The sequence below is a fragment of the Salegentibacter echinorum genome, from assembly GCF_900129445.1.
Taxonomy (GTDB): Bacteria; Bacteroidota; Bacteroidia; order Flavobacteriales; family Flavobacteriaceae; genus Salegentibacter; species Salegentibacter echinorum.
In genome coordinates this window covers 391639-413772 of the sequence record NZ_FQVT01000003.1, presented here as the reverse complement: position 1 = coordinate 413772, position 22134 = coordinate 391639, and the positions used below count along the sequence as shown (strand labels likewise).

The following is a 22134-nucleotide window of genomic DNA, read 5'->3' as shown; positions in this document are numbered from 1 at the left end:
TTACTTGGTTCGGTTCTCTTCAATAAATTGCGCCATTTTATTAATGGAAACAAAAATTTCACGACCTTGTTCGGGTTCGGTAAGTTTAATCCCGTAGTCTTTTTCCAAAAGCACAATAAGCTCCAGGGCATCTATAGAGTCCAGGCCCAGGCCATCTCCAAAAAGCGGTTCTTCATCGCTAATATCGGCGGGCTCCATTTCTTCAAGATTTAGCTGTTCTACGATACTTTCTTTAAGTTCGGTGTGTAGGTCTGTCATTTTCAGCATAATATATTTTTCTAAGCATTTCTTCAGAAAACTGGGTTTTTCCTTCCGAAGAAATTAGGCACAAAAATACATCATATTCCCCACTTTGCAAGTCTATCCAACCACAAAGCACCTGGGGAGCCATTTTAGTATTTATAAGATTTGTGCTGTAATCTACCAGTAATGCAGCATCAAATTGCGGACTAACAAAAAAAGAATTTTCACTCTGCAGGCCGTGTCTTATACTAAGCTCGCCCAAAACAATGTTGGGCAAAGTATAAACAAAAGTGGCAGGTGAAGGAAAATTCTGCATACTATTCTGAAATTCCTCATCGGTTTCAAGACAGGAAGCTGCATTAGAAAAAATTAAAGCTGTTTCTTTTGAAAAACTATGTTTGCGGGAAATAATTTCGCTTGCCAGGATTCCCAATTTCGACAGGCCATCCATTTTATGAAATTTAGGATAGGAAATTTGCAGTCTTTGATACCCTAATTTTAAAAAAGTGTTTAAGTCTTTTTCTTCGGTTGCTAAAAAAGTTTCTTCCACATCAAAGATTTTTCCTGCTTTTATCTTTACCCAATGTTTTATGTATAATTCCTTCTGCATTTATAATTCCTCTTTTTGAAAAACCATTGCCAGATTGCACCCGCCAAAACCCGAAGCTGTTTTTAAAGCATATTTGAGTTCGATATCTGTGTTTTCGGTTATGATATTAAGCGGTTTGGAAACGCCCAATTCTTCAAAATTAGCTGAAGCAAAAACTTCGTTATTCAGCATATTATGTTTATTTAAAATACTTTCCAGGAGTGCACTGGCGCCAAGCGTATGCCCGTAGAAAGCCTTTATACTATTCACTGGCACCTGTTCCAAACCAGCCCGGTTAAAAGCAATAGCTTCCATCTCATCATTATATTTTGTGCCGGTGCCATGTGCGGAGATAAAGTCTATTTTCTTTGAAGAAATCCCAGCCATTTTAATGGACTTCTGCATACTTCTAAAAAGTCCTTCCCCGGTTCTGGAAGGACCCGAGATGTGGTTGGCATCGTTTACACTTGCCTCGCCTATTAAACTCACCGAAGATTTACGCTTAGGTTTTTTTGTACTCACTAACATTGCTGCAGCAGCTTCGCCTAAATTTATACCTTCCCTTGCTTTTGAAAATGGTTTGCTGGGTTCACTACTCAAAGCCTGAAAGGAGTTAAACCCCGAAACTACAAAGTCGCTAACCAGATCGGCTCCCAAAACTATCGCATTTTCAAATTTTCTAACAGCAGCTAATCTTTTTGCCGCAACAAGCGCCAGACCGCCTGAAATACAGGCGTTGGAAATTGTAATTGGCGGTTGTTTAAACCCGAAGAAATTGGATATTTGGCGGGAGAATTCCGATAAATAAATACGGTTTTTATCAAAACCTTTAGACGTTTGCAGTAGATCTATATTTCCTTTGGTGGTAGCAATTATTAGCGGCGTATTAGAAAAGTCTAAACTCCTGTTCCGCTTTAAAACTGAATGAATTGCCAATATGGCCATTTTCTCCAGTTTAGTGAATTCTTCAAGCTTACCAATTTTCGCAAATTCACGATCTATTTTAGCATCTTCTATAATTCCCGCACAAATTGGCTTTGCTTCCGGTTTTTTTGGTTTTTGTATGCTTAACCCAGAGTTTCCCATTCTAAGCTGATGCATATTTTCTTCCGTAGAAAAACCAAGCGGGGAAATAATGGCGTCGTCTAACAAATAAAGTTTCTCCATTAAAGCAGTTTCATTTTCTCCTTCCAGGTTTGGAAAAACGGTGGATTATTTAAAACTAATTCTCTGTTTTTATTTAAAAATACCTGTACAGTTTCACCGGTACAAATCAAATCTTCTCCCTTAAATATTTTGTAACCGAAAATCATTTTGGCAGCTTCGCAATTTTTAAAACTGGTTTCTACTCTAAAAACGTCACTGTATTGTAATGGCAATTTATGCTCGCAAGAAAATTTCACAATGGGCGTGGAATATCCCGCTTTCTTAGCGTCCAGGTAAGAAATCCCGTGTTCCCTGCCAAAGTCTTCCCGAGCCTCCTCAAAGTATTTTAGGTAATTACCGTGCCATACAATTTGCAGGGAATCACATTCCTGAAATCTAACTTTAAGTTTTGTAACTGTGGTTAAGGATTTTTCTAACATAATTGACGCGGGTTAATCTACCGTGACCGTTTTCATTTCTGAAGTCGCTAAAACATTCCCATTCTTATCCTCGGTACGGGCGGCTACCGAAGTTACGTTCATAATTTCATGTAAAATCTCTACATAGGTATAAAGTTGGGTTTCAGCTTTTGGCAAACTTAGAATTTCAACAGATTTTATTGCGCCAATAAACCCGGTTTGAGGTTTATCTAAACCGCTGGTAAATCCCTGGTATCCTCTCCACAACGACATACTTTGAGCCATATGTTCAATAAGCCCTGGTTCAGAAAAAATAGAATTTTCTACTAAAATATTATCACTCGTGATTTTAAAACCGGTCTTGCCGGTAAGATTGGTGTATTCCAACAGACTATCTACCATTACAAATGGAGGTTTCTGCGGAATTAAACGCAAAATGCGGTCTAATTCTAATATAGGTTCTTTAAGTAAATTCTCTGCCATTATTTCATCGAGTTATTTAAATTTAAGCTGAAAGTTACCGAAAATTTGTGCTTAACTGAAATCATTCCAATAATCATAATAATTATACCATTGATGCGGATATCTTCGCAACATTGCCTCCAGGTTATCAAGATAGGCTTTTAATAGATTTTCTACATTATTTTCTTTAGAATTATACGGCCTGGCATAAAAATGATAGTGAAAATTTTTCTCCCGCATAATATGCACAAAAAGAACGGGGATTTTATTACGCGCTGCTAATTTAAATGGGCCCTGCGGAAATTGCACAGGCTTTCCCATAAATTCTCTCGTATAGGTTTTAGAGTTTTCCATAAACCTATCTGCCGCAAAAAGCAGTAACTCATTATTTTGAAGGGCGGTTTTCATTTTAAAAATATGTGAAAAATCATCTTTCAGCACAATTATTTTAATCGTTGATTTTCCCGTGACCGACGCCAAATAGTTTTTAATCTCCTCATGTTCCAAATCACTCACAACCATGTTTATATTTGGAAGATTATCCTCTTTTTCTATAAAATGCCTGGCTAAATTAAAATTGCCAATATGAGCGGTAAGCAATATGCCCCCATTTTTCTGTTTCAGAAGGTTTTCAATATTTTCAATACCATCAAATTCAAAGCTATATTTGTGCTTTAAACCCACTGTCATCGCCAGCCGGTCTATTTGAATCTTTCCGAAGGTAAAATAACTTTTATAAACATTAAAAGCGGCATTTAACCGGCCATAATTTAATCGTTTCCGAAATAAATAATAAACGCTTTTGGTTGAATTAAAGGCAAAAAAAACAAAATACAGGCACACAAAAATCAGTAAAAAATAAGAGGCACGAAGCCCGGTTTTCTTTAAGATAAATACATAGATTCGCAAGCCCAAAACAGTGCCGCGGGATTTCCCTTGCCAATTTGCCATTTTAAGTGTAGAGTCCGCCGTTAATATTAATTACTTCCCCGGTAATATAAGCTGCTTTTTCTGAAGCCAAAAAACTTACAAGATCTGCCACCTCCTCTGCTTCGCCAAAGCGATTAAGCGGGATCAATTTTTTCAGTTCTTTTTCATCAAAATCGGCGCTCATGTCTGAAGTAATAAATCCCGGGGCAACCGCATTTACAGTAATCTTTCGCTTACCAATTTCCTGTGCGAGCGCTTTTGTGGCTGCCACAACAGCGCCTTTTGCCGCCGAATAATTCACCTGCCCTGCATTCCCTTTTAAGCCCGAGAGCGAAACAATATTGATAATCCTGCCATAACGATGTTGTAACAACTTTTTCAATAGTGGCTGGGTCACATTGTAAAATCCGTTTAGGTTAGTGTTAATTACCGAATTCCAATCCTCGCTTTTCATCCACATGAACAGACCGTCCCGGGTAATCCCGGCATTATTTACAATCACTTCAATGGTTGCTTCAGGATTGTTTTTAGCAAATTCTTCAAGTCTATTTTTGCTATTTTCAGTATTTGCCACATCAAATTGAAGTAGTTCACAAATGACACCTTCTTTCTCTATAAGCTTCTTAGTTTTAATGGCAGCTTCTGTATTGCTGCGATAATTCAGTATAATATTGTAATGATGTGTTTTCGCAAGGTTTATGGCAATTGCCTTTCCAATTCCGCGGGAAGCACCGGTAACGAGGGCGTATTTCATAAGTTTGGTTGAGAGTTATCAGTTTAAACTTTTTGAGGTTTAGTGTTTAACTGAGTTTAATATACCTGATTATTTTTTAAATGTTCCTTTACTTCAGTAATAACTTTATACAGTGGGGCATCATTTTTTATTTCAGGAATAATAGGTTCCAATTCCTTTAATACCGCCCGGGTTTTTGTAGATAGCTTCTCATTACAATACAAGCAACGTATTGCCTGGACAATGGCAAGCATTTCTACGGCAAGCACCTCAAAGGCATTCTCTATCGTGGTTTTACAAATATTGGCCGCGTTGGTCCCCATACTCACAATATCCTGGTTATCATTATTATTGGGAATACTGTGAATGTACATTGGGTTAGCGAGCGTTTGATTTTCAGCTGTAGTAGATACGGCTGTAAATTGTGCACCTTGAATCCCAAAATTTAGTCCTAATTTTCCCAAATTGAGAAAAGGCGGCAATAAATCGTTCAACCTATTATTTAAAAGGTAATTGAGTTGACGCTCCCCAAGCATACTCAATTTGGTAATCACTATTTTTAACTTATCCATTTCTAAGGCGACATAATCACCGTGAAAATTTCCGCCGTGGTAAACCTGCTCATTTTCTACATCTATAATAGGATTATCGTTGGCCGAGTTTACTTCCTCTAAAAGAATCTTTTCGGTGTTATTTAGCGTATCGTAAACCGGGCCTAAAATTTGCGGAACACAGCGCAGACTATAAAACTCCTGAACTTTTTCTTCAAAATAGCTGCTTTTATTGGCTGCGTTATTATATAAATGTTCCTTTCGGTTTCGTGTAAGTTTGCTGTCTTTTAAATGCTCCCGCATCATTTTTGCGATTGCTTGCTGCCCCTTATGTTTTTTAGCAGCATTGAGTTCTGCTGAAAAATGATCGTCATAAGCATTTACAATTTCATTGAGTGCCGAAGAGCAAAACACTGACCAGTTTAATAAACGCCGGGCATATATTACGTTGAGAATCCCAATACCGGTCATCGCCGAAGTACCGTTCATTAACGCTAATCCTTCTCTAATTTTAATGCTGATTGGCTCTATTTTTTCTTCGGAAAAAACTTCGCCGGTCTGCCTTCTTTTTCCTTTATAAAATACCTCGCCTTCACCAATAAGCACCAAAGCTAAATGAGCAAGCTGCACAAGATCGCCGGAAGCTCCTACTCCACCGTGCTCAAAAATAAGCGGTGTGATATTCTTATTAATTAATTGCTTTAATACCTTTACTACAGATTGATGAACACCGCTTTTCCCCAGGGAAAGTGTATTGAGACGAGCCATCATTAAAGCTTTTACATAAAGCGGCGACATTGGTTTTCCACTACCGGCAGCGTGGCTTCTAATAAGATTGAGTTGTAAATCAAGACGCTTAGAAGTTTCAATTTTGTATTGCGCCATAGGTCCAAAACCGGTATTTACTCCATAAATCACCTTATCTTTAGCAAAATCTTCTAAAAAGTTAAATGCAGCCTTTATGGTATCCAGTTTTTGGGGGGCAACCTGAATTTCAGCATTTTCAAATAAAACTGCATAAAAATCTTCCAGGCTAAGAGCATTTTTAATTTGGGGCATAAAAAGTGTGGATTTCAAAACCCTAAAAAAGGGATTAAATAAATATCCCGACCAAGAGCCGGAATCATTTTTCATAAAGCATTTTGAATTGCTGTTAAACTTATAAAAATGCAATTTCGTTAACAAATGTACTATATTTAAGCCATATTTAAAATTGTCAGTTTTAGTTTGAATATGGAAAAACGAAATACAAATATATTAATTATCGGCGCCGGTCCTTCTGGCATGGTAGCTGCCGGTTATTTGCAAAAACACGGTATTGATTGCCTGGTTATTGAAAAGAATGAATTTCCGCGTTTTACCATTGGTGAAAGTTTATTGCCAAAAAGCATGGAAAATTTTAAAGAAGCGGGATTATTATCGGCTTTACAAAAAGAAGGATTTCAGAAAAAATTTGGCGCCAGATTTATAAAGGAAAGGAAAATTGGCGAGTTTGATTTTGCTCAGAAATTTGACAAGGGTTGGGATTGGACCTGGCAGGCACCCCGTGCAGATTTTGATATGGCTTTGGCCGAAGAGAACATACGAAAAGGAGTTAAAATCTTATTTAATACTGAAGTAAAAAAAGTAGAATTTGAATCGAAAAGGTCCAGGACTGAAGTTTTACAAAAAAATGGAACCAAGCTTCAAATTACTGCCAATTTTATTATTGATGCCAGCGGAAACGGCAGGGTCCTTGCCAATCAATTAGGACTAAATGCTACTCCCAAAGTAACCGGAAATTCGTCTATATTTACTCATATAAAAGAAACCGGGCGGCCACGCGGCAAAGAAGGAGAACTTATTACATTTGAAGTTATAAATACAAAAACCTGGTTTTGGTATATTCCGTTTTCCAATGGAAACACCAGTCTTGGTTTTGTTGGGAATAATAACTGGTTTTCACAATTTAGCAATGATAATACAAAAGCTTTTAAAACGATGTTGAAAAAGCTAGATTACTATAATGGTCGTTTTGAAGATTATCCTTTCTTATTTGAACCGGTGAAGCTGCCTAACATCGCTAAAGGGGTAAAAAGATTATTTGGAGAAGGTTACGTTTTAACCGGCAATAGTGCCCAGTTTTTAGACCCTATATTTTCATCGGGTGTAGCTTTTGCCACCGAATCTGGTTTAAAAGCAGCAAAACTCGCGCTAAAACAGCTGCAGGGAGAAAATGTAGATTGGCAAATCGACTATGCCGATTATATGGAAAACGGTACCCGGGTATTTTCCAGCTATGTAAAAGAATGGTACACAGGAAATTTACAAAAGTTATTTTTTTACGATTCTCCAAAACAGGAAATAAAAGAACAAATTTGTGCTGTACTTGCCGGCTACGTTTGGGACAGAAAAAATCCATTTGTAAAAAACCACAGAAGGATTATAAAAAATGTCGCCAAAATGATTGATCAGGAAAATTTAAAAATTTAAGCATAAGAATCTGATGATAAAGGGATTGAGAAATAAGTATATTTTTATTGTATTCTTTCCCCAAAAAAGTTTGGAAGCTATGTAAGTAAAAGCTACATTTGCAACCGCAAAATTGTTTGCACGTTCTTATAACATTGGAGAGGTGGCAGAGTGGTAATGCAGCAGCCTGCTAAGCTGTCATCCTTTTTGGATGCCCGGGTTCGAATCCCGGTCTCTCCGCACGGTTTTTTAGTCTGTGGATTTTTTATTCTCCTTTTCTTATGGAAAAGATAGGGATAAACTTCCTCCGTCTCCCGGATTATTTTTTAAAGATATTTTGGATCGGAAAGACTAAAAATTTTCAGTATCGCACCGGTTGCGAGCTGAACTTTTCGGGTTTTAGCTCTTCGGTTATACAGTTTTATAATTGAAACAAGCTCTACCCGAACATCGCGCCCGGTCGCGATAAATAAATTACTCGGGGTGTAGCCCCTCGACTTCGCTCGGGGTAAACTACACTACAAATTTACACCATTCGGGGTGTAGCGTAGCCCGGTTATCGCGCCTGCTTTGGGAGCAGGAGGCCGCAGGTTCGAATCCTGCCACCCCGACTTTAAAGCCCAAAATCTGTTTGATTTTGGGCTTTTTTATTTTTGAAAATTGATATTCCTTTATGAGGTAACTCGAATCAAGAACAATTTCTATGTTTTAGGCGAATAATTTCTGCAGCCGGTATAAAAAGAATTCTGTCCTTCTTACTCCTCTTAATTGTGCTCTAAAGGCTTTTATTTTAGCATTAAAAGATTCTGCTGAGGCATTGGTGCTGCGATTTGTAAAGTAGTTTAATATGAAATGGTAGTTTAAGTAGATACTATTGGCTACCGTATTGAAGCTTTTAAAACCAGACTCTTCTACTTCTTTATACCAGTGAGCTAGTTTTGTAAAAGCTACACCTTTGTTTTTTGTTTGGTTGAAGATATTCCTGAGGTTGTTTACTTTTCGCACTCTTTTTGACAAAAAAATCTCATATATATATATTTAGATGAATTATTACAATCATCCCTAAGCGAAAATCAGTTTAAGCGAACCTATATATCCCCAAGTTTAAAAATAAAATAGCTTAAATAAATATTTAATCATAAGTTGATAGTGATTTAACGCAACCAATTGATAGAAGGTGCATCTCTTAATTAAGAAGTCATTAATTATGAAAAAATTAATCATCCTAATCTCGTTTCTAGGAATATTATCCGGGTGCTCTTCAAATGATGATGCAGACGTAGATACCCGGGAATTCGTTCCTAAAGAAATAGCCGTTGGAATTAAAAGTGGAACAGCTATTAAGGAGACTTTCCACTTTATCAATCAATTTGATCATAAAGTAGATAAACTTAATTCACTGACTTTCACCTCAAACCTGCCATCGGATAGTTTACAATATGTTTTGGACTTCCTCAATAAGAAGCCTTATACAAACGACGGGATAAATTGGTTTGTTACAGGCTACCTGCATTATCAGACAAATCAAATAACTATATTCCCAAAACTTTTTGGAATAGATAAGCTGGAATATCAGAATGATTGGCTTATAACCATGGAAGGATTAAAACTCAATGAAAAACATAATACTGAATTAAATAGCGGGATTGTCCGTTTTTATGTGCCAGAAGGCAAAGAGAAAGAATGGAAAAGTAGGTTTGAAAATCATGAAATAGTAGATTGGGCTGAACTCAGTTATATAGCTGATATTGTACCTCATAATGAATAATTAAAAACCTTACAGAAAATCGTTATTTACTTCATCACCATTACAAACCTGAAATAGATTTATGAAAAAAGTATTGTTTATAAGCTTTTTATTACTGCAATTTGGCGTTAATGCTCAGCAGGATACGCCGTGGAGCTTCGGAATTGAATTTTCTATTGATAATTTATCTGTCTCAAGTGATAGCGATGGAATGGATAATATATTAATGGAAGGGGGTAATGCCTATGAGATAGAATTCGACCAAAACAATTACAGTTTAGGACTAAAAACTAATTACTATTTTACAGAAAAACTAATGTTATCTTTTGGAATTCTTTACGCCAACAAGGACTTTACAGGAGCGTACCATGCTTGTTTTTTATGTAATATTCCCTCTACCCCACTTCTGGAAATCATAGAGCAAAGGTTTTTGGTTGTTCCCGTTTCTTTTAATTATTCTTTGCTAACGGGTAAATTGAAACCAACTTTAACAGGAGGTTTAAAAAATAATTTTGAGGTTAAGAATACTATTAGGATAAAAAGTAAAGGATACTTTTTAGAAGCCTTTGTTGGAGGTTCCTTGTATTATGATTTTTTAGAAAATTTTGGGGCAGGCATAGGTTATAAATATCAAGCTGCTATAACTAGTTTATACAAAGCAGATAAATTTAAGCTAAGGACAAATAGTTTCTTTTTAAAAATTAATTACCATATAAAATAATATTCAATATGCTTAGGGTAGTATTTTAGATAGTGTAAATAAAAAATTATTCTTACTAGCGTTTTGCAAGTAATTTAAACTTCAATACAATGAAAAATTTCAGTCTTTTATTCTGTTTGTTTATTCTTTTTATGAGTTGTGACAAAGATGATTCTGAGTATGCAAATTCTAAGAATTTAATAACAGAAAATGTCACAATTTTTATTGATGAATCTGAATTAGATAATTGCTTATATTCTATATTAACCAAGGATAATAATTCTTATACTACAGACAATCTACCAGGTGAATACTCTGAAATTAAATTTGAGGCGAGGTTAAAATATCAATTAACTGATGAAAGAAAAAATTGTGGCTTTTCAGGGCCTCTAAAAAGAATAAAAATTATAGAGCTTGTTAAAATTTAATTTTAAAATTAATAGAATCTGAAAAGCCTATTTTATAAAACTCACCCAAAATTCAGCAGAAATAGTAAGGCTCTGAAAAATGAAAAGATCTAGAATTCAAAACATTAACTGCTACAAAATACTGAAAAAAGATAGGATGTTTCTGATGAAAAATAAAAACATGTAAAATTAAAACGATGAAGTTTAGAATATTATTTTTTCTGATATTATTACTTTCAATTACTTCCTGTAGTAATGATGATAAGGACTGCATGGAAAATCCTATAAATACAACCAGCTTAGAGCGTGAATACGGGTGTACGAATACAAAAAATAGCCTGGAAGTGGAACTCACTGATGATTTTACTGTAATTCGGAATCAGGCGGATTTTACTAACCAGGTATCTGGTAATTGCATTCCAGATATTGATTTTACTACTTATGATTTGATAGTTGGAAAAAAGGGATTAACATCTGGAAATAGTTCTATTGATTACCAATTCACAGATGATTGCAGAACAGGTGAATATGTTTTAAAGGTGATTTTTAATCAAAATATCGCAACGGTAGCTCCAAATATTACCTATCATAGACTGATTCCCAAATTACCAGAGGGAAAAGAAATTAAAGTATTGACTGAAGTAAAAAATGCCGAAATTAATTGCGAACTTTTTGATCCTGCATTCCCCTTGTTGTTTATCAGGTTAGTTGATAGCTCGGGTAATAATCTAATTGATAATAAAACCATAGATCCAACTAACATAAATGTAGAAGGTGATTTTTCAAATGCAGACTTTGAGTTTGTTCCTGCCGATGAATTTGCAAATCCCGATGCCGATATTAGAGCATTGGACAACTCGCTAAATTTATTTCTACCAAATGAAGCCACGTTCCAATACGTCATTCATTTAGATGATCTTGATAAAACTATTAAGGTTGATTTTACAGCAGAGCTCACCAAAATCCCTTGTGATCTATCTTATTTTAAACCTATTGAAGGTAGCTATAATGACGAAACCCTTGAATTAAAGGAAGTACCTCCGCTTCAATTCGTGGCAGTTTTGGAGATATAATTGGTTCAGAAAACAGCTAATACTTTTCTAAAACTTTTTTCTATATAAACCAAAAACTACATCCTTCAAAAAGTTGATAATAGTTAATAGATATCCCGATTTCAGTGAGAATTGCCAATACAGCTTTCAGCCAAAATCTTTTTTAAGTTCAAGGTTAAAAGAGCTATAAATATTTATGAAAATGCTTTTTTAAGGTGTTCTCTATCCTATTTTTCCCAATCTTACATAGCCAGCTTCTTTTTATCCAATTCCCATATCAAGGCTGCAGCACCACAGATAGCGGCACTAGCCGGCGGAAGTCCAGAAAATTTAAGTTCAACTTTTCCTTTATAAGCCTCCATTAAGTATTGATCAAAATATTTCTCCAATGGATCAAGTATCCATTTTCCGCTGTTTACGAGTCCGCCTAAAAGAAATATAGCTTCAGGCTGGGTAAAAGCGGTAAAATTGGCCAGCGCCATCCCCAATATTTCAGCAGTATAATCAAAGGCTTTTAAAGCTATAAAGTCCCCTTCTTCTGCCGCTTTGGTTATATCCTCACCGTGCAAATCATTAAATGCAATATCCCTAAATCGGCTGTCTTCGGTATATTTGCTTTGCATATGCAAGATAGTGCGTTTAAGCCCCGTTGCTGAAACATAAGCTTCCAGGCCGCCCTGTACGCCAACTCCCGTATATCTACCTTCTTCTACAGTTAAACCCACGTGACCAAGTTCACCTGCGAGTCCCCCAGAACCTTCTATGATTTGACCATTGGCCACAATACCAGAACCTAACCCGGTGCCAAGGGTAAGCAAGATAAAATCTTCCAGGCCTTTAGCATTACCAAAGAGCATCTCTCCCATTGCAGCAGCATTGGCATCATTCATCACGCGAATAGGCAAATTAATGCGATCTTTTAATTTAGCTACTAAGGGAACGCGACCTTTCCAGGCAAGGTTGGAAGCATTTTCTATACAACCTGTCCGGCTGGAAGCATTGGGGGCCCCTACTCCACATCCTAAAAGATTTACCTCGTGTTCGCAGTCGTTAACTAATTTATCAACGGTATCTTTAACCTTATCTAAATAATCATCCAGATCTTCAAATTCCCGTGTTCTAAAATATGTGTTATTTATTGATTTTCCATCCTTATTTACCAGGCCTATTTTGGTTTTGGTACCTCCTATATCTATACCAGCTACTAGATCCATAATGTCTTTATATTGTTTCAATTCAAATGTATTCAGAAATTAGATTTTTCATTATGATAATAGTCACATTCGTTCTATATTCTTGCATTCTTAATTCACGTAAGAATAGAACTGGAAAATATTCAAAACATATCACTTAATAGCTTTCCTATTAAGGCAATTTTGTTTTTTCCTGAAAACTTTTCTAATTAATCATAATATTAATCTGAGAGTTAATGCTAAACTATAACATTATTTTTCGCTAAACGAGGATAATATTAAAATTCGTGGTATTCTCATATTTAGAAATCCGGAATTTTCACTTTTAAATTCTTGAGTTAGGAATAGCTATTCTTATTCCGCATAAAAATTTTTCCAATTAATTCCAGGGTAAGCCGGCACAAAAACTCGTGTACTTGCCCAAATGGGGGTAGTTATTTGTACAAAATAGAAAGTGGAATTTTATTCAAAAAGATTAAAATCATAGATATTAATCTTAGATTTGAGTAGAATTTTCAACTAAAAAATTTAATATGCAACGATTTCTATCAAGTCTCTCCTACCTTATTTTATTATTTATTGCTACAGTATCCAGTGCTCAGGTTAAATCTAATTTTGAGTACATGGATGTGTTCCAGTTGGAATATGCCGCAAATCCGCAGATTTCTCCAAATGGTGAAACCGTAGTTTATAGCCGTACGGGATTTGACCTTATGAAAGATAAATCTAAAAGTTCTCTATGGCTGGTCTCTACAAAGAATAACCAGCACTATAAATTAACAAACCGGGAAGCTAATGAGAAATCGGCGGTTTGGTCGTCCTCTGGTGATCGCATCGCTTTTATAAGTTCTACTGAAGAAAGCAATGAGGTTTTTATATATTGGGTAAAAACGGGCGTTAGCACCGCACTTACCCAGTTGGAAAATAGTCCATCTTCGTTAAGCTGGTCGCCAGATGGTAAATCTATCGCTTTTACGATGAAAATTAATGCCGATGCACCGGTAATTGTAGATCTTCCATCTAAACCCAAGAAAGCTGAATGGGCCAAAAAACCCCGTATTACAGATCGACTAAAACATGAAGCAGATGGCTCTGGGTATATAGACCCGGGGTTTACGCATATCTTTGTGATCCCTGCAGATGGTGGCGCTCCACGACAACTTACCAACGGAAATTTCAATCATAAGGGGGATTTTTCCTGGGCAGCTAATGGCGAGAAAATCTACTTTTCGGCAAACCGAAATAAAGACTGGGAATATGACTTTAGAAACAGTGAAATTTATTCCGTAGCAATTAAATCAGGAGAGATCGCGCAACTCACCAACCGTAAAGGTCCAGATGAATCTCCGGTTGTTTCTCCAAACGGTAAACATATTGCTTATTTAGGTTTTGAGGACAAAGTGCAAACCTATCAATTGCAGCAACTTCAGGTTATGGATGATAATGGTGATAATAAAAAGCTTATTTCTAAGGATTTGGATCGAAGCATTTCAGATATTGCCTGGGACCGTAAAAGCAAGGGACTCTATTTTAAATATAAAGATCTTGGTCTTACCAAAATTGGATATATTGATCTTAAAGGTAATCTCACCGAAATCACCGATGATGTTGGCGGCACTAGCTTAGGCAGACCTTATAGCAGCGGTAGTTTTAGCCTTTCAGATAAAGATGAAATTGCCTATACTTTTTCAAGACCCGATCGTCCTGCCGATGTGGCTGTTATTGATAAACGCAGCAAGAAATCTACAGTTTTAACAGCGCTTAATGAAGAACTTTTAGGGTATCGTAATTTAGCTAAGGTAGAGGAAATATGGTACAAGAGTTCTGTAGATGGTAGAGATATTCAGGGATTTATTGCCTATCCTCCAAATTATGATAAAAACAAGAAATATCCTCTGTTGGTAGAAAATCACGGCGGACCAATTTTAAACTATGGTCCTCATTTTTCAGCAGAAATTCAGCTTTTTGCAGCCAATGATTATATCGTTTTCTTCCCTAATCCACGCGGAAGCACCAGCTATGGCCAAGAGTTTGGGAACCTCCTGTTTAATAATTATCCCGGGGAAGATTATAATGACGTGATGGATGGCATAGATAAACTTATTGAAAGAGGCGAAGTAGATGCCAATGAACTTTATGTTACCGGCGGTAGTGCGGGAGGCACCATGACAGCCTGGATGATTGGAAAAAACAATAGGTTTAAAGCAGCAGCGGTTATTAAACCGGTGGTAAACTGGATAAGTAAAACTCTGGTGGCAGATAATTATTTTAATTATGCTAATTCCAGAATAACCGGCCAACCCTGGGAGAATGTAGAGGGTTATTGGGGATTTTCGCCCTTATCCCTGGTAGAAAATATTGAAACCCCAACTATGGTTATGGTGGGAATGGACGATTTGCGTACCCCGCCCAGCGAAGCAAAACAGCTATACCATGCTTTAAAACTACGAAAAATTGAAAGTGTTCTGGTAGAAATACCCGAAGCTTCACACTCCATCGCTGCCCGCCCCAGTAATTTAATTGCAAAAGTAGCGCACATCCTGGCCTGGTTTGAGAAATATAAATGATTTTTTGAATAACAATTATTAGAGAAAACCCCCTTAGAGATTATAGCTTTACGGGGGTTTTTGAATTATATTAAAAATATACGGTCGTTTTTTCTGAAATAATAAGCAACCTTTTGATATTAGACACATCTTATAAATATGAAACAATTACTATTCCTTCTTTGTGTTCTCACTTTCGCATCCTGTGATACAGAAGACGATACAGTTTTAAATGATAAAACACTCACTACAGCTATTGAATTCTATGCTAAAGAAGTTTATAAAGACAATAAAAAAGGCCGGCCACACCTAAACCTGATTTTAAAAACTGAAAAACCTTTCCCCTGTGCAAATTTCACTATCAATTTTACTCAAAATTTTAAGAATGGGAAATTAACAATACATATAAGTGGGATAAATAAATCAGATATTTGCTTGACAGCAATAGGGCCAGCGACCGGTTACCTGGAATTACCAGAAAAAACACAACAGCTTAATATCGTTCGCGGTGACCAAATAGATAAATATCGCGTGAACATCAATTCCAAAAAGATTGAAATCGTTTCTCAAGAACAGGAATTTACAAAATTAGTAAACCCAATTACCCTAAGATATCCTGAAAATTCCTTTGCGGTGATTTGTGGCACTAATTTAGAACAAACTTATTTATGCGAAGATTTTCTAACAAAATTGAAAGAAATTGAAGCTTTAACTCCCTATAATTTTCCAAAAAATGGCCGTATTCCATATCCTGATAGTTCATCTGGTAACTGGATCAATACAGCTTCAACCTACTATCTATATGAAAATGAAGACGCTTTAAATAAAACTGTGGATTACCTTAAAACTTTCACTCAAGAGAATTTAAGCAAAAGCGAAGGGAATTCTTTGAGTATTATCACCTGGGACAATCAGCGTATTTATAGTTATGAGCTATTAGAGTAAATAAGAGCAAGATTAAAAATCACTAAATTCTATTACCGTCGTGTTCCTTCTGGAAATTGTACTTTATCTGGAGCACTATTTAATTTAGGTAGGGCATATTTTAGAATACGGTTTCGGCGGCCGGTGGTATCTTTTGGTTCCACTGCATAAGAAACTACTGCTTCCATCCAGGCATATTTATTAATTCTAAAATAAACTGCAGGATCCCATTGTTTTCTTTTTTGGGCAGCAAATTTAGGATATTGATCATTAAAATCCATTTGCGCCGCTTCTAGCAGGCAGTTTTCTACAAATTTTAAATCGCTGGTATAGGCTATTTGTATTGGTGTTTCATTCCAGATAAAAGGAACCTGCGGCCCGGTATAATTTGTAATTTGTTCTTTTAAAATTAAACTATTTGGAAATCTAATAATACGCCCACTCCTGCGGTCATTACCCAGGTACTCACCACTACACTCCAAAACTAAAGTGTCCAAATAACTAATCTCAATTACATCACCTTTAAATTCTTTTATTTGAATCCTATCGCCCACGAGGTACAATCGGCGAAAAACCAAATAAATCCAGGCGATAAAAGAAGCAATTGGCGCCTGCAAAGCAAAACCCAAAACCAGGGAGATTAAACCAAAACTAACCGCTGCAGCATATAAATTCTGAAATAAAAAAGATGCTGCCACAATTAAACTGAAAGCTATAGCGAGAAAACGAATAATTCGTAACAAATTATACATATCTCCTTCAGAATGGCTTTGAGAACTCACAATCTTGCCGGCAATTTTACTTGTCAGAAAAATTATAGTAATTAAAAATAAGCTTAGAATTAATTTTTGGGCAACGGGAAGATATTCCTTCCAGGGATCAAAAATATCTAAGTTTAGTAAATAGTGAAGGGCAATAAGAATCACTGCTACTATGCTGTAAATGATGATCCAGCGTTTGTTATTCTGTTTTTCTATCATACCGTGTTCTAAAATAATAGACTAAAATAAGATTTACTTATTTATCCTGATTAATTCCTAATGAAAACCTTTTCAAAAATAATTTATCACTTTCCCAGGGTTTACAGCAAATCGTTTTCTCATCTATTAGATCAACCTATATTTTGCTCCTATTCCTGCCATTATATTCGTTTAGACCTCAATCTTCACATAACAATGTAGTAAGATTTTCGATTCGCACCAAATACGGGGTATAGTGAATTTTTGATTTTATAAATGAAAATAAAACACTAGTGTCCCATTAAAATTGGGACGTTTTAAAAATCAAATAAATTTGGCCCATTAAGCCTAGTTCGTTCTTTGTCATTTTGAAATTTAGTTTTGCTAAAGAGTTCTCGAAGATTCGTTTTATCTGTCAAGGATATACTCAATATTTGGAGTACTTCATATGTGCTTCTATCCAGTTTCATTTCGTGTTGTACGCTTGCCACCAGGCAGTAGGTGCATAGAGCGGCATATATCTGGATTCGAACGGCATTCTCGGTAGTACCCCAGAACTTCTTGATTTTAAGATGCTGCTTCAGCCATTTGAAGAACAGTTCCACCTGCCAACGGTTCTTATAAAGTTCTGCAACCTGCAGCGCTGAGATGTGGGTGGCATTTGTCAAGAAGACAAATTCACGTTTTTGTTCCTCATCCCAGTATCTAACCATGCGAAGCGATCTTGGATAGTACTTTTTCGGATAAAAGCCTATTAAATCAATTGTCACATCAGAAAGTACATTCTTGGGTAACCTGCGTTTCCATTTGATGGTTTTATATTGAAGGTTCTTCTTTGCCCTGACAACGAAGTAGGCTCCTATCTGATGAATCTTGTACAACATCTTAAAGCTATTGTAAGCTCGGTCAAATATATAGAAAGAGTCTGGCTCATAAGGGATCTCTTTCATAGCCTTTGAATCGTGCACAGAAGCTTCTGTAATATGAAAAAATGTCGGAATCTGTGTTTCTATATCGTACAATGTATGCACTTTGATACCGCCTTTTTTCTTGCGGAACTTTGCCCACCAAAATACGGAAAGGCATAAGTCAATTTTCGTTGAATCGAAAGCGTAGACGTTACCACCGAGATTAAAAATATTGGTGGTACGCTTCTCTCTTGCTTGATTTATCAAGTAGTAAGCATACTCTTCAAAGATATGATAGTCCCTATCCTGATTGGCTCTTGCCAAAGATGATTTTGAGACATTTTCACCCATCCCTAGATGGTAAGTTTTGGAGTAATGAGCGTCCAGAGCGACAATCAAACCTCTTAAACTTTCACGATTAGAAAGCTGGCCGAACATCAAAGCAAGCAGTTGATTCCAACAGCTAAAATGCTTTACATATTTGTCTCCTTCATATTTGACGACAATACGATTGAATTTACTCCGATTAAGAAACGAGATCAACTGAGCGAAAACGTATTTATCTTGGAACATATGAATTTCAGATACATCTGATACAAAACTATGTCTTTCAAGTCCGTTCGCTTATAAAACCTCTGTAACTAACTACATTTCAAACATCTCAAAGAACTATTTTAAACTTTAATGGGACAGCAATGAAAATAAAAGTTGAAGAAATGAACTGTCTCTGAGCAAGGCTATGAGCATTTAAACCTCGATTATAGAATAAATCTCATCTTCAGCAATTAACATTTAAAATAAAAATAGCCACAAAGACATAAAGTTCCAAGAAAATCCTGCTGCACCTTTGTGACTTCCTGTCTTAGTGGCCTAGAAAACCCGCTTGTCTCCAAAATCAGAAATCAGAAATAATAAATATTCGTGAATTTGTGGCAATTTTTTCAGTGCAAATCTGCATCCATTAAGCCAAATTCCTATTTTATCTAAAACTTCAATTTGAAATATCCCGATTTGGATGTTAGAAAACTACAATAATTATAAGCTCTTTCACTTTTCAAAGCAATATAAGCCTTCCCTCTTGTGTTTATACAGAAGTAAAATCATAAATTTACTAACTGTAAAAATCAGGTAAATTCTTTTTTAAATCTTACCAGAATTTTGGTAAAACAGGTTATGAACAGGAGGAATAGATATTCAAAAGAAAAATTAGTTATAAAAACAATTAAATATGAAAAAGTTACTTTTAATTATGAGCTTAATGTTGAGCAGTAGTTTGTTAACAGCGCAGCAAACAATGACCCCGGAAATGCTTTGGCAGGTTGGGCGCTTAAATGTGGTAGGACTTAACGAAGATGGTTCTACTATCTTTTATAAGGTTAAAAAACCAAATATTGAAGAAAACGACTACGATACCAAATACTACAAAATGCCGGTGAAAGGTGGAGATATTACCGAAATTTCTAAAGAGAATTTACAGGCGGTTGATAAAAATGTTTCGCCAAATGGGGAGTTTAAATTATTTCACGACCAGGTACATATAGAAGATATAAAAGGTAAGGATGTTTATAAGAATCTGGAAAAATCTGATGTTTATATTTTTTCAGATTTAGATATTCGGCACTGGGACACCTGGCAGGATGGAAGTTACAATCACCTATTCTATAAAAAAACAGGCGCAGCAGATGATACAGGAATAGATATTATGCCGAAACAACCTTATCATACCCCGCAAAAACCTTTTGGTGGTGACGAAGATTACATCTGGTCTCCAAATAGTAAGAATATTTACTACGTAAGCAAAAAACTTAAAGGTAAAGAATATGCAACCAGCACCAATACCGATATCTACAAGTTCAATTTAGAATCTAAGATCACAGAAAACATCACTAAGGATAATAAGGGATATGATACCAATCCCGCTTTTTCATCTAAAGGAGCATTGGCATGGCTACAAATGAAAACCGATGGTTACGAAAGTGATAAAAATGATATTGTAGTTTTAGAAAATGATGTAAAGCAAAATTTAACTGAAAGATGGGATGGCACTGTAAGCAGTTTTCTTTGGGCAAAAAATGGACAGGAGATTTACTTTACGGCTCCTGTAGATGGAACCATTCAATTGTTTAAAGTTAATTATCCCGGCAAGAAACGAATTGCCCCCGTGGTAGAACAGCTTTCTAAAGGACAGTTTGATGTTACCGGCATTGTAGCGCAAACCAATAACAAATTATTGGTAACCCGCACCGATATGAACCACGCCGCCGAACTTTTTAGCTTTAATATTCAGGATCAAACCTTTAAACAACTTACAAGGATAAATCTTGAGCTCTATGAAAGTATTGATTTACCAAAAGTTGAAAAGCGTTATGTAACAACAACCGATGGAAAAAAAATGTTGGTTTGGGTCATTTTACCACCTAATTTTGATGCTTCTAAAAAATACCCTACCCTACTCTATGCACAGGGTGGACCACAGGCTCCACTATCGCAATTTTATTCCTATAGATGGAACTTTCAGTTAATGGCTTCCCAGGGATATATTGTTGTTGCACCAAACAGGCGGGGAATGCCCGGCCACGGTGTAGCTTGGAACGAAGCAATTAGCGAAGATTGGGGTGGCCAGGTGATGGACGATTACCTAAGTGCAATAGACGAAGTTACGAAAGAACCTTATGTGGATAAAGATCGACTGGGTGCCGTTGGTGCCAGTTTTGGAGGCTATTCGGTTTTTTATTTAGCCGGAATACACAATAATAGATTCAAATCTTTTATTGCTCACGATGGTGTTTTCGATACCCGAAGCATGTATGGCACCACCGAAGAACTTTTCTTTGTAAATCACGATATGGGAGGTCCATATTGGGATAAGGATAACAAAAAAGCTCAAAAATCTTATCACGAGTTTAACCCAATTACAAAAGTAGCTAACTGGGATACTCCTATATTGATCATTCAGGGTGGGAAAGATTACCGCGTTCCAATTGAGCAAGGATTAAGCGCCTACCAGGCTGCACAGCTACAGGGAATAAAAAGCAAATTACTATATTTCCCAGAGGAGAATCACTGGGTATTGCAACCCCAAAACGCTTTAGTTTGGCAAAATGAATTCTTTAAATGGCTTAAGGATACGCTTTAATCTTAGCTTAACTGAAAAGCGGACCAAATTCATACAAAACCCTTCAGATCTAAAATTCTGAAGGGTTTTTATATGGAAAGATTTCACTAACTCTGTACCGGTTTGATTTCTAATTTATGAGATCAACAGAACTTTGCAGTTCCATTGATCGCTAATTTCTTGAGTTAATTTTTACAACCAGCTTTTCTTCCACAAAATTAGTCTTAATATTAAGCCATATCCAGCGTATAAATTTTTACTTTAGCTTAAAACAAGGGAAGTTTTATGCTAACAAAGCTCATATTATTTGCAGGATTTGCCGGAGCAACCGTTTTTTTGGGTGGCGTGCTGGCCAACCTCTTTAATCATCACGTTAAAGATAGTCCCGTTAAATATGAAACTATTCATACACTAATGTCTTTTGGCGCGGGAATTATACTTTCGGCGCTTGCGCTGGTTTTAATTCCCAAGGGCATGGAAGAATTAGACGTATTACCAATGGCAATTTCCTTTGCGGTAGGCGCACTGCTTTTTATGCTTATTGATGTAAAATTATCAAAGTCTGGCGGACAAACCGCCACCTTACTTGCGATGATGATGGATTTTGTTCCTGAATCTATTGCCCTGGGAGCTGTTTTTGCCATTGAACCAAGTATGGCTACTTTACTGGCAATTTTCATTGGTTTACAGAATTTGCCGGAAGCTTTTAATTCTTTTCGGGATTTGGTACAAAGCGGTTTTACAACGGGAAAAACCCTTCTTATATTCTTCTTTTTAAGTTTCTTCGGAATAATTGGTGCGCTAATAGGACATTACTTTTTAAGTGATTATCCCAATATCACCGCGCATTTAATGACTTTTGCCAGCGGCGGAATTCTATATCTTCTAATCCAGGATATTATTCCAGAGAGTAAATTAGAAAACAATTACCTCACTTCCCTGGGAGCAAGTCTTGGTTTTCTCGTAGGCATCATTGGCGAAAAACTTATTTAACATTCACAAATTCCCTCAAGTCGTTATTGGAATAATAAAAGTTTTACTTCTAAAATAGATCGTGAA

At 36.2% G+C, this 22134-nt stretch carries 21 protein-coding genes and 2 tRNA genes; 11 read left to right on the top strand and 12 right to left on the bottom strand.

Annotated elements, in window-relative coordinates; genetic code table 11:
- Genes BUA71_RS07765 through BUA71_RS07730 form a run of 8 tightly spaced genes read right to left on the bottom strand, consistent with a single transcriptional unit; the run spans position 1 to position 6132 of the window.
- Positions 1–258, bottom strand: coding sequence for a phosphopantetheine-binding protein (locus BUA71_RS07765; protein WP_245812554.1), 258 nt, complete (start codon positions 256–258; stop codon positions 1–3).
- Positions 233–853 (bottom strand): 3-oxoacyl-ACP synthase, encoded by a 621-nt coding sequence (locus BUA71_RS07760; RefSeq protein WP_072878364.1) that lies wholly within the window; start codon positions 851–853, stop codon positions 233–235. The genes BUA71_RS07765 and BUA71_RS07760 overlap by 26 nt, the downstream gene beginning before the upstream one ends.
- A complete protein-coding gene (locus BUA71_RS07755; RefSeq protein ID WP_072878362.1) occupies positions 854–1999 on the bottom strand; it encodes a beta-ketoacyl synthase N-terminal-like domain-containing protein in 1146 nt (381 codons plus the stop codon). It lies immediately after the preceding gene.
- Entirely contained in the window at positions 1999–2418 is a 420-nt protein-coding gene (locus BUA71_RS07750; RefSeq protein ID WP_072878360.1) for an acyl-CoA thioesterase, read from the bottom strand. The genes BUA71_RS07755 and BUA71_RS07750 overlap by 1 nt, the downstream gene beginning before the upstream one ends.
- A 12-nt stretch (positions 2419–2430) precedes the next feature.
- Entirely contained in the window at positions 2431–2880 is a 450-nt protein-coding gene (locus tag BUA71_RS07745; RefSeq protein ID WP_072878358.1) for a hotdog family protein, read from the bottom strand.
- Positions 2881–2931: 51 nt separating this feature from the next.
- On the bottom strand, positions 2932–3810 hold the full coding sequence (locus BUA71_RS07740; RefSeq protein WP_072878356.1) for an LpxL/LpxP family acyltransferase: 879 nt from the start codon (positions 3808–3810) through the stop codon (positions 2932–2934).
- Between the two features lies 1 nt (position 3811).
- The gene (gene fabG / locus BUA71_RS07735; protein WP_072878354.1) at positions 3812–4543 is read right to left on the bottom strand and encodes a flexirubin biosynthesis SDR family reductase FlxB; all 732 of its coding nucleotides are present in this window, start codon (positions 4541–4543) and stop codon (positions 3812–3814) included.
- Between the two features lie 56 nt (positions 4544–4599).
- Positions 4600–6132, bottom strand: coding sequence for a flexirubin biosynthesis tyrosine ammonia-lyase FlxA (locus tag BUA71_RS07730; RefSeq protein ID WP_072878438.1), 1533 nt, complete (start codon positions 6130–6132; stop codon positions 4600–4602).
- Positions 6133–6306: 174 nt separating this feature from the next.
- Here BUA71_RS07730 and BUA71_RS07725 point away from each other — a divergent pair, with 174 nt between their 5' ends.
- From BUA71_RS07725 to BUA71_RS07715, 3 genes are all read left to right on the top strand, one after another.
- Complete coding sequence (locus BUA71_RS07725; RefSeq protein WP_072878352.1) at positions 6307–7545, top strand: NAD(P)/FAD-dependent oxidoreductase; 1239 nt, start codon at positions 6307–6309, stop codon at positions 7543–7545.
- Positions 7546–7681: 136 nt separating this feature from the next.
- Positions 7682–7764: transfer RNA gene (locus BUA71_RS07720), tRNA-Ser, on the top strand.
- A 296-nt stretch (positions 7765–8060) separates the two neighbouring features.
- A tRNA-Pro gene (locus BUA71_RS07715) sits at positions 8061–8135 on the top strand.
- Between the two features lie 97 nt (positions 8136–8232).
- Here the strand turns inward: BUA71_RS07715 and BUA71_RS07710 are convergent.
- On the bottom strand, positions 8233–8529 hold the full coding sequence (locus tag BUA71_RS07710) for a transposase (RefSeq protein ID WP_072878350.1): 297 nt from the start codon (positions 8527–8529) through the stop codon (positions 8233–8235).
- Positions 8530–8731: 202 nt separating this feature from the next.
- On the opposite strand from BUA71_RS07710, the gene BUA71_RS07705 reads away from it, so the two are divergent.
- From BUA71_RS07705 to BUA71_RS07690, 4 genes are all read left to right on the top strand, one after another.
- Positions 8732–9292, top strand: a complete 561-nt coding sequence (locus BUA71_RS07705; RefSeq protein WP_072878348.1) for a membrane lipoprotein lipid attachment site-containing protein — start codon at positions 8732–8734, stop codon at positions 9290–9292.
- Positions 9293–9353: 61 nt separating this feature from the next.
- Complete coding sequence (locus BUA71_RS07700) at positions 9354–9992, top strand: outer membrane beta-barrel protein (RefSeq protein WP_072878346.1); 639 nt, start codon at positions 9354–9356, stop codon at positions 9990–9992.
- Between the two features lie 89 nt (positions 9993–10081).
- Positions 10082–10399 carry a hypothetical protein gene (locus tag BUA71_RS07695; RefSeq protein ID WP_072878344.1) on the top strand — a complete coding sequence of 106 codons (318 nt, stop codon included), beginning with the start codon at positions 10082–10084 and terminating at the stop codon, positions 10397–10399.
- A 176-nt stretch (positions 10400–10575) separates the two neighbouring features.
- Positions 10576–11451: a hypothetical protein gene (locus BUA71_RS07690; protein WP_072878342.1), complete on the top strand. Its 876-nt coding sequence runs from the start codon at positions 10576–10578 to the stop codon at positions 11449–11451.
- A gap of 221 nt (positions 11452–11672) precedes the next feature.
- Here BUA71_RS07690 and BUA71_RS07685 read toward each other — a convergent pair whose 3' ends face one another.
- Positions 11673–12644 (bottom strand): ROK family protein, encoded by a 972-nt coding sequence (locus tag BUA71_RS07685; RefSeq protein WP_072878340.1) that lies wholly within the window; start codon positions 12642–12644, stop codon positions 11673–11675.
- Positions 12645–13156: 512 nt separating this feature from the next.
- On the opposite strand from BUA71_RS07685, the gene BUA71_RS07680 reads away from it, so the two are divergent.
- Together BUA71_RS07680 and BUA71_RS07675 are read left to right on the top strand one after the other, a co-directional pair.
- A complete protein-coding gene (locus BUA71_RS07680) occupies positions 13157–15190 on the top strand; it encodes a S9 family peptidase (protein ID WP_072878338.1) in 2034 nt (677 codons plus the stop codon).
- A 138-nt stretch (positions 15191–15328) separates the two neighbouring features.
- Positions 15329–16114, top strand: coding sequence for a hypothetical protein (locus BUA71_RS07675; RefSeq protein WP_072878336.1), 786 nt, complete (start codon positions 15329–15331; stop codon positions 16112–16114).
- Positions 16115–16146: 32 nt separating this feature from the next.
- Here the strand turns inward: BUA71_RS07675 and BUA71_RS07670 are convergent, their stop codons facing one another.
- A complete protein-coding gene (locus BUA71_RS07670) occupies positions 16147–17073 on the bottom strand; it encodes a mechanosensitive ion channel family protein (protein WP_245812553.1) in 927 nt (308 codons plus the stop codon).
- Between the two features lie 296 nt (positions 17074–17369).
- Complete coding sequence (locus BUA71_RS07665; protein ID WP_072878334.1) at positions 17370–18533, bottom strand: IS4 family transposase; 1164 nt, start codon at positions 18531–18533, stop codon at positions 17370–17372.
- Positions 18534–19188: 655 nt separating this feature from the next.
- Between BUA71_RS07665 and BUA71_RS07660 the strand changes: the two genes are divergently transcribed.
- Together BUA71_RS07660 and BUA71_RS07655 are read left to right on the top strand one after the other, a co-directional pair.
- A complete protein-coding gene (locus BUA71_RS07660) occupies positions 19189–21096 on the top strand; it encodes a S9 family peptidase (protein WP_072878332.1) in 1908 nt (635 codons plus the stop codon).
- A 264-nt stretch (positions 21097–21360) separates the two neighbouring features.
- The gene (locus tag BUA71_RS07655) at positions 21361–22068 is read left to right on the top strand and encodes a ZIP family metal transporter (RefSeq protein WP_072878330.1); all 708 of its coding nucleotides are present in this window, start codon (positions 21361–21363) and stop codon (positions 22066–22068) included.
- Positions 22069–22134 lie beyond the last annotated feature (66 nt).

What these genes read in the sequence shown, in the direction of transcription:
- fabG (WP_072878354.1), bottom strand. Translation starts at nt 4,543, where the DNA reads ATGAAATACGCCCTCGTTACCGGTGCTTCCCGCGGAATTGGAAAGGCA.
- BUA71_RS07750 (WP_072878360.1), bottom strand. Translation starts at nt 2,418, where the DNA reads ATGTTAGAAAAATCCTTAACCACAGTTACAAAACTTAAAGTTAGATTT.
- BUA71_RS07745 (WP_072878358.1), bottom strand. Translation starts at nt 2,880, where the DNA reads ATGGCAGAGAATTTACTTAAAGAACCTATATTAGAATTAGACCGCATT.
- BUA71_RS07665 (WP_072878334.1), bottom strand. Translation starts at nt 18,533, where the DNA reads ATGTTCCAAGATAAATACGTTTTCGCTCAGTTGATCTCGTTTCTTAAT.
- BUA71_RS07730 (WP_072878438.1), bottom strand. Translation starts at nt 6,132, where the DNA reads ATGCCCCAAATTAAAAATGCTCTTAGCCTGGAAGATTTTTATGCAGTT.
- BUA71_RS07675 (WP_072878336.1), top strand. Translation starts at nt 15,329, where the DNA reads ATGAAACAATTACTATTCCTTCTTTGTGTTCTCACTTTCGCATCCTGT.
- BUA71_RS07695 (WP_072878344.1), top strand. Translation starts at nt 10,082, where the DNA reads ATGAAAAATTTCAGTCTTTTATTCTGTTTGTTTATTCTTTTTATGAGT.
- BUA71_RS07685 (WP_072878340.1), bottom strand. Translation starts at nt 12,644, where the DNA reads ATGGATCTAGTAGCTGGTATAGATATAGGAGGTACCAAAACCAAAATA.
- BUA71_RS07705 (WP_072878348.1), top strand. Translation starts at nt 8,732, where the DNA reads ATGAAAAAATTAATCATCCTAATCTCGTTTCTAGGAATATTATCCGGG.
- BUA71_RS07760 (WP_072878364.1), bottom strand. Translation starts at nt 853, where the DNA reads ATGCAGAAGGAATTATACATAAAACATTGGGTAAAGATAAAAGCAGGA.
- BUA71_RS07655 (WP_072878330.1), top strand. Translation starts at nt 21,361, where the DNA reads ATGCTAACAAAGCTCATATTATTTGCAGGATTTGCCGGAGCAACCGTT.
- BUA71_RS07690 (WP_072878342.1), top strand. Translation starts at nt 10,576, where the DNA reads ATGAAGTTTAGAATATTATTTTTTCTGATATTATTACTTTCAATTACT.
- BUA71_RS07740 (WP_072878356.1), bottom strand. Translation starts at nt 3,810, where the DNA reads ATGGCAAATTGGCAAGGGAAATCCCGCGGCACTGTTTTGGGCTTGCGA.
- BUA71_RS07755 (WP_072878362.1), bottom strand. Translation starts at nt 1,999, where the DNA reads ATGGAGAAACTTTATTTGTTAGACGACGCCATTATTTCCCCGCTTGGT.
- BUA71_RS07700 (WP_072878346.1), top strand. Translation starts at nt 9,354, where the DNA reads ATGAAAAAAGTATTGTTTATAAGCTTTTTATTACTGCAATTTGGCGTT.
- BUA71_RS07680 (WP_072878338.1), top strand. Translation starts at nt 13,157, where the DNA reads ATGCAACGATTTCTATCAAGTCTCTCCTACCTTATTTTATTATTTATT.
- BUA71_RS07670 (WP_245812553.1), bottom strand. Translation starts at nt 17,073, where the DNA reads ATGATAGAAAAACAGAATAACAAACGCTGGATCATCATTTACAGCATA.
- BUA71_RS07660 (WP_072878332.1), top strand. Translation starts at nt 19,189, where the DNA reads ATGAAAAAGTTACTTTTAATTATGAGCTTAATGTTGAGCAGTAGTTTG.
- BUA71_RS07725 (WP_072878352.1), top strand. Translation starts at nt 6,307, where the DNA reads ATGGAAAAACGAAATACAAATATATTAATTATCGGCGCCGGTCCTTCT.
- BUA71_RS07765 (WP_245812554.1), bottom strand. Translation starts at nt 258, where the DNA reads ATGACAGACCTACACACCGAACTTAAAGAAAGTATCGTAGAACAGCTA.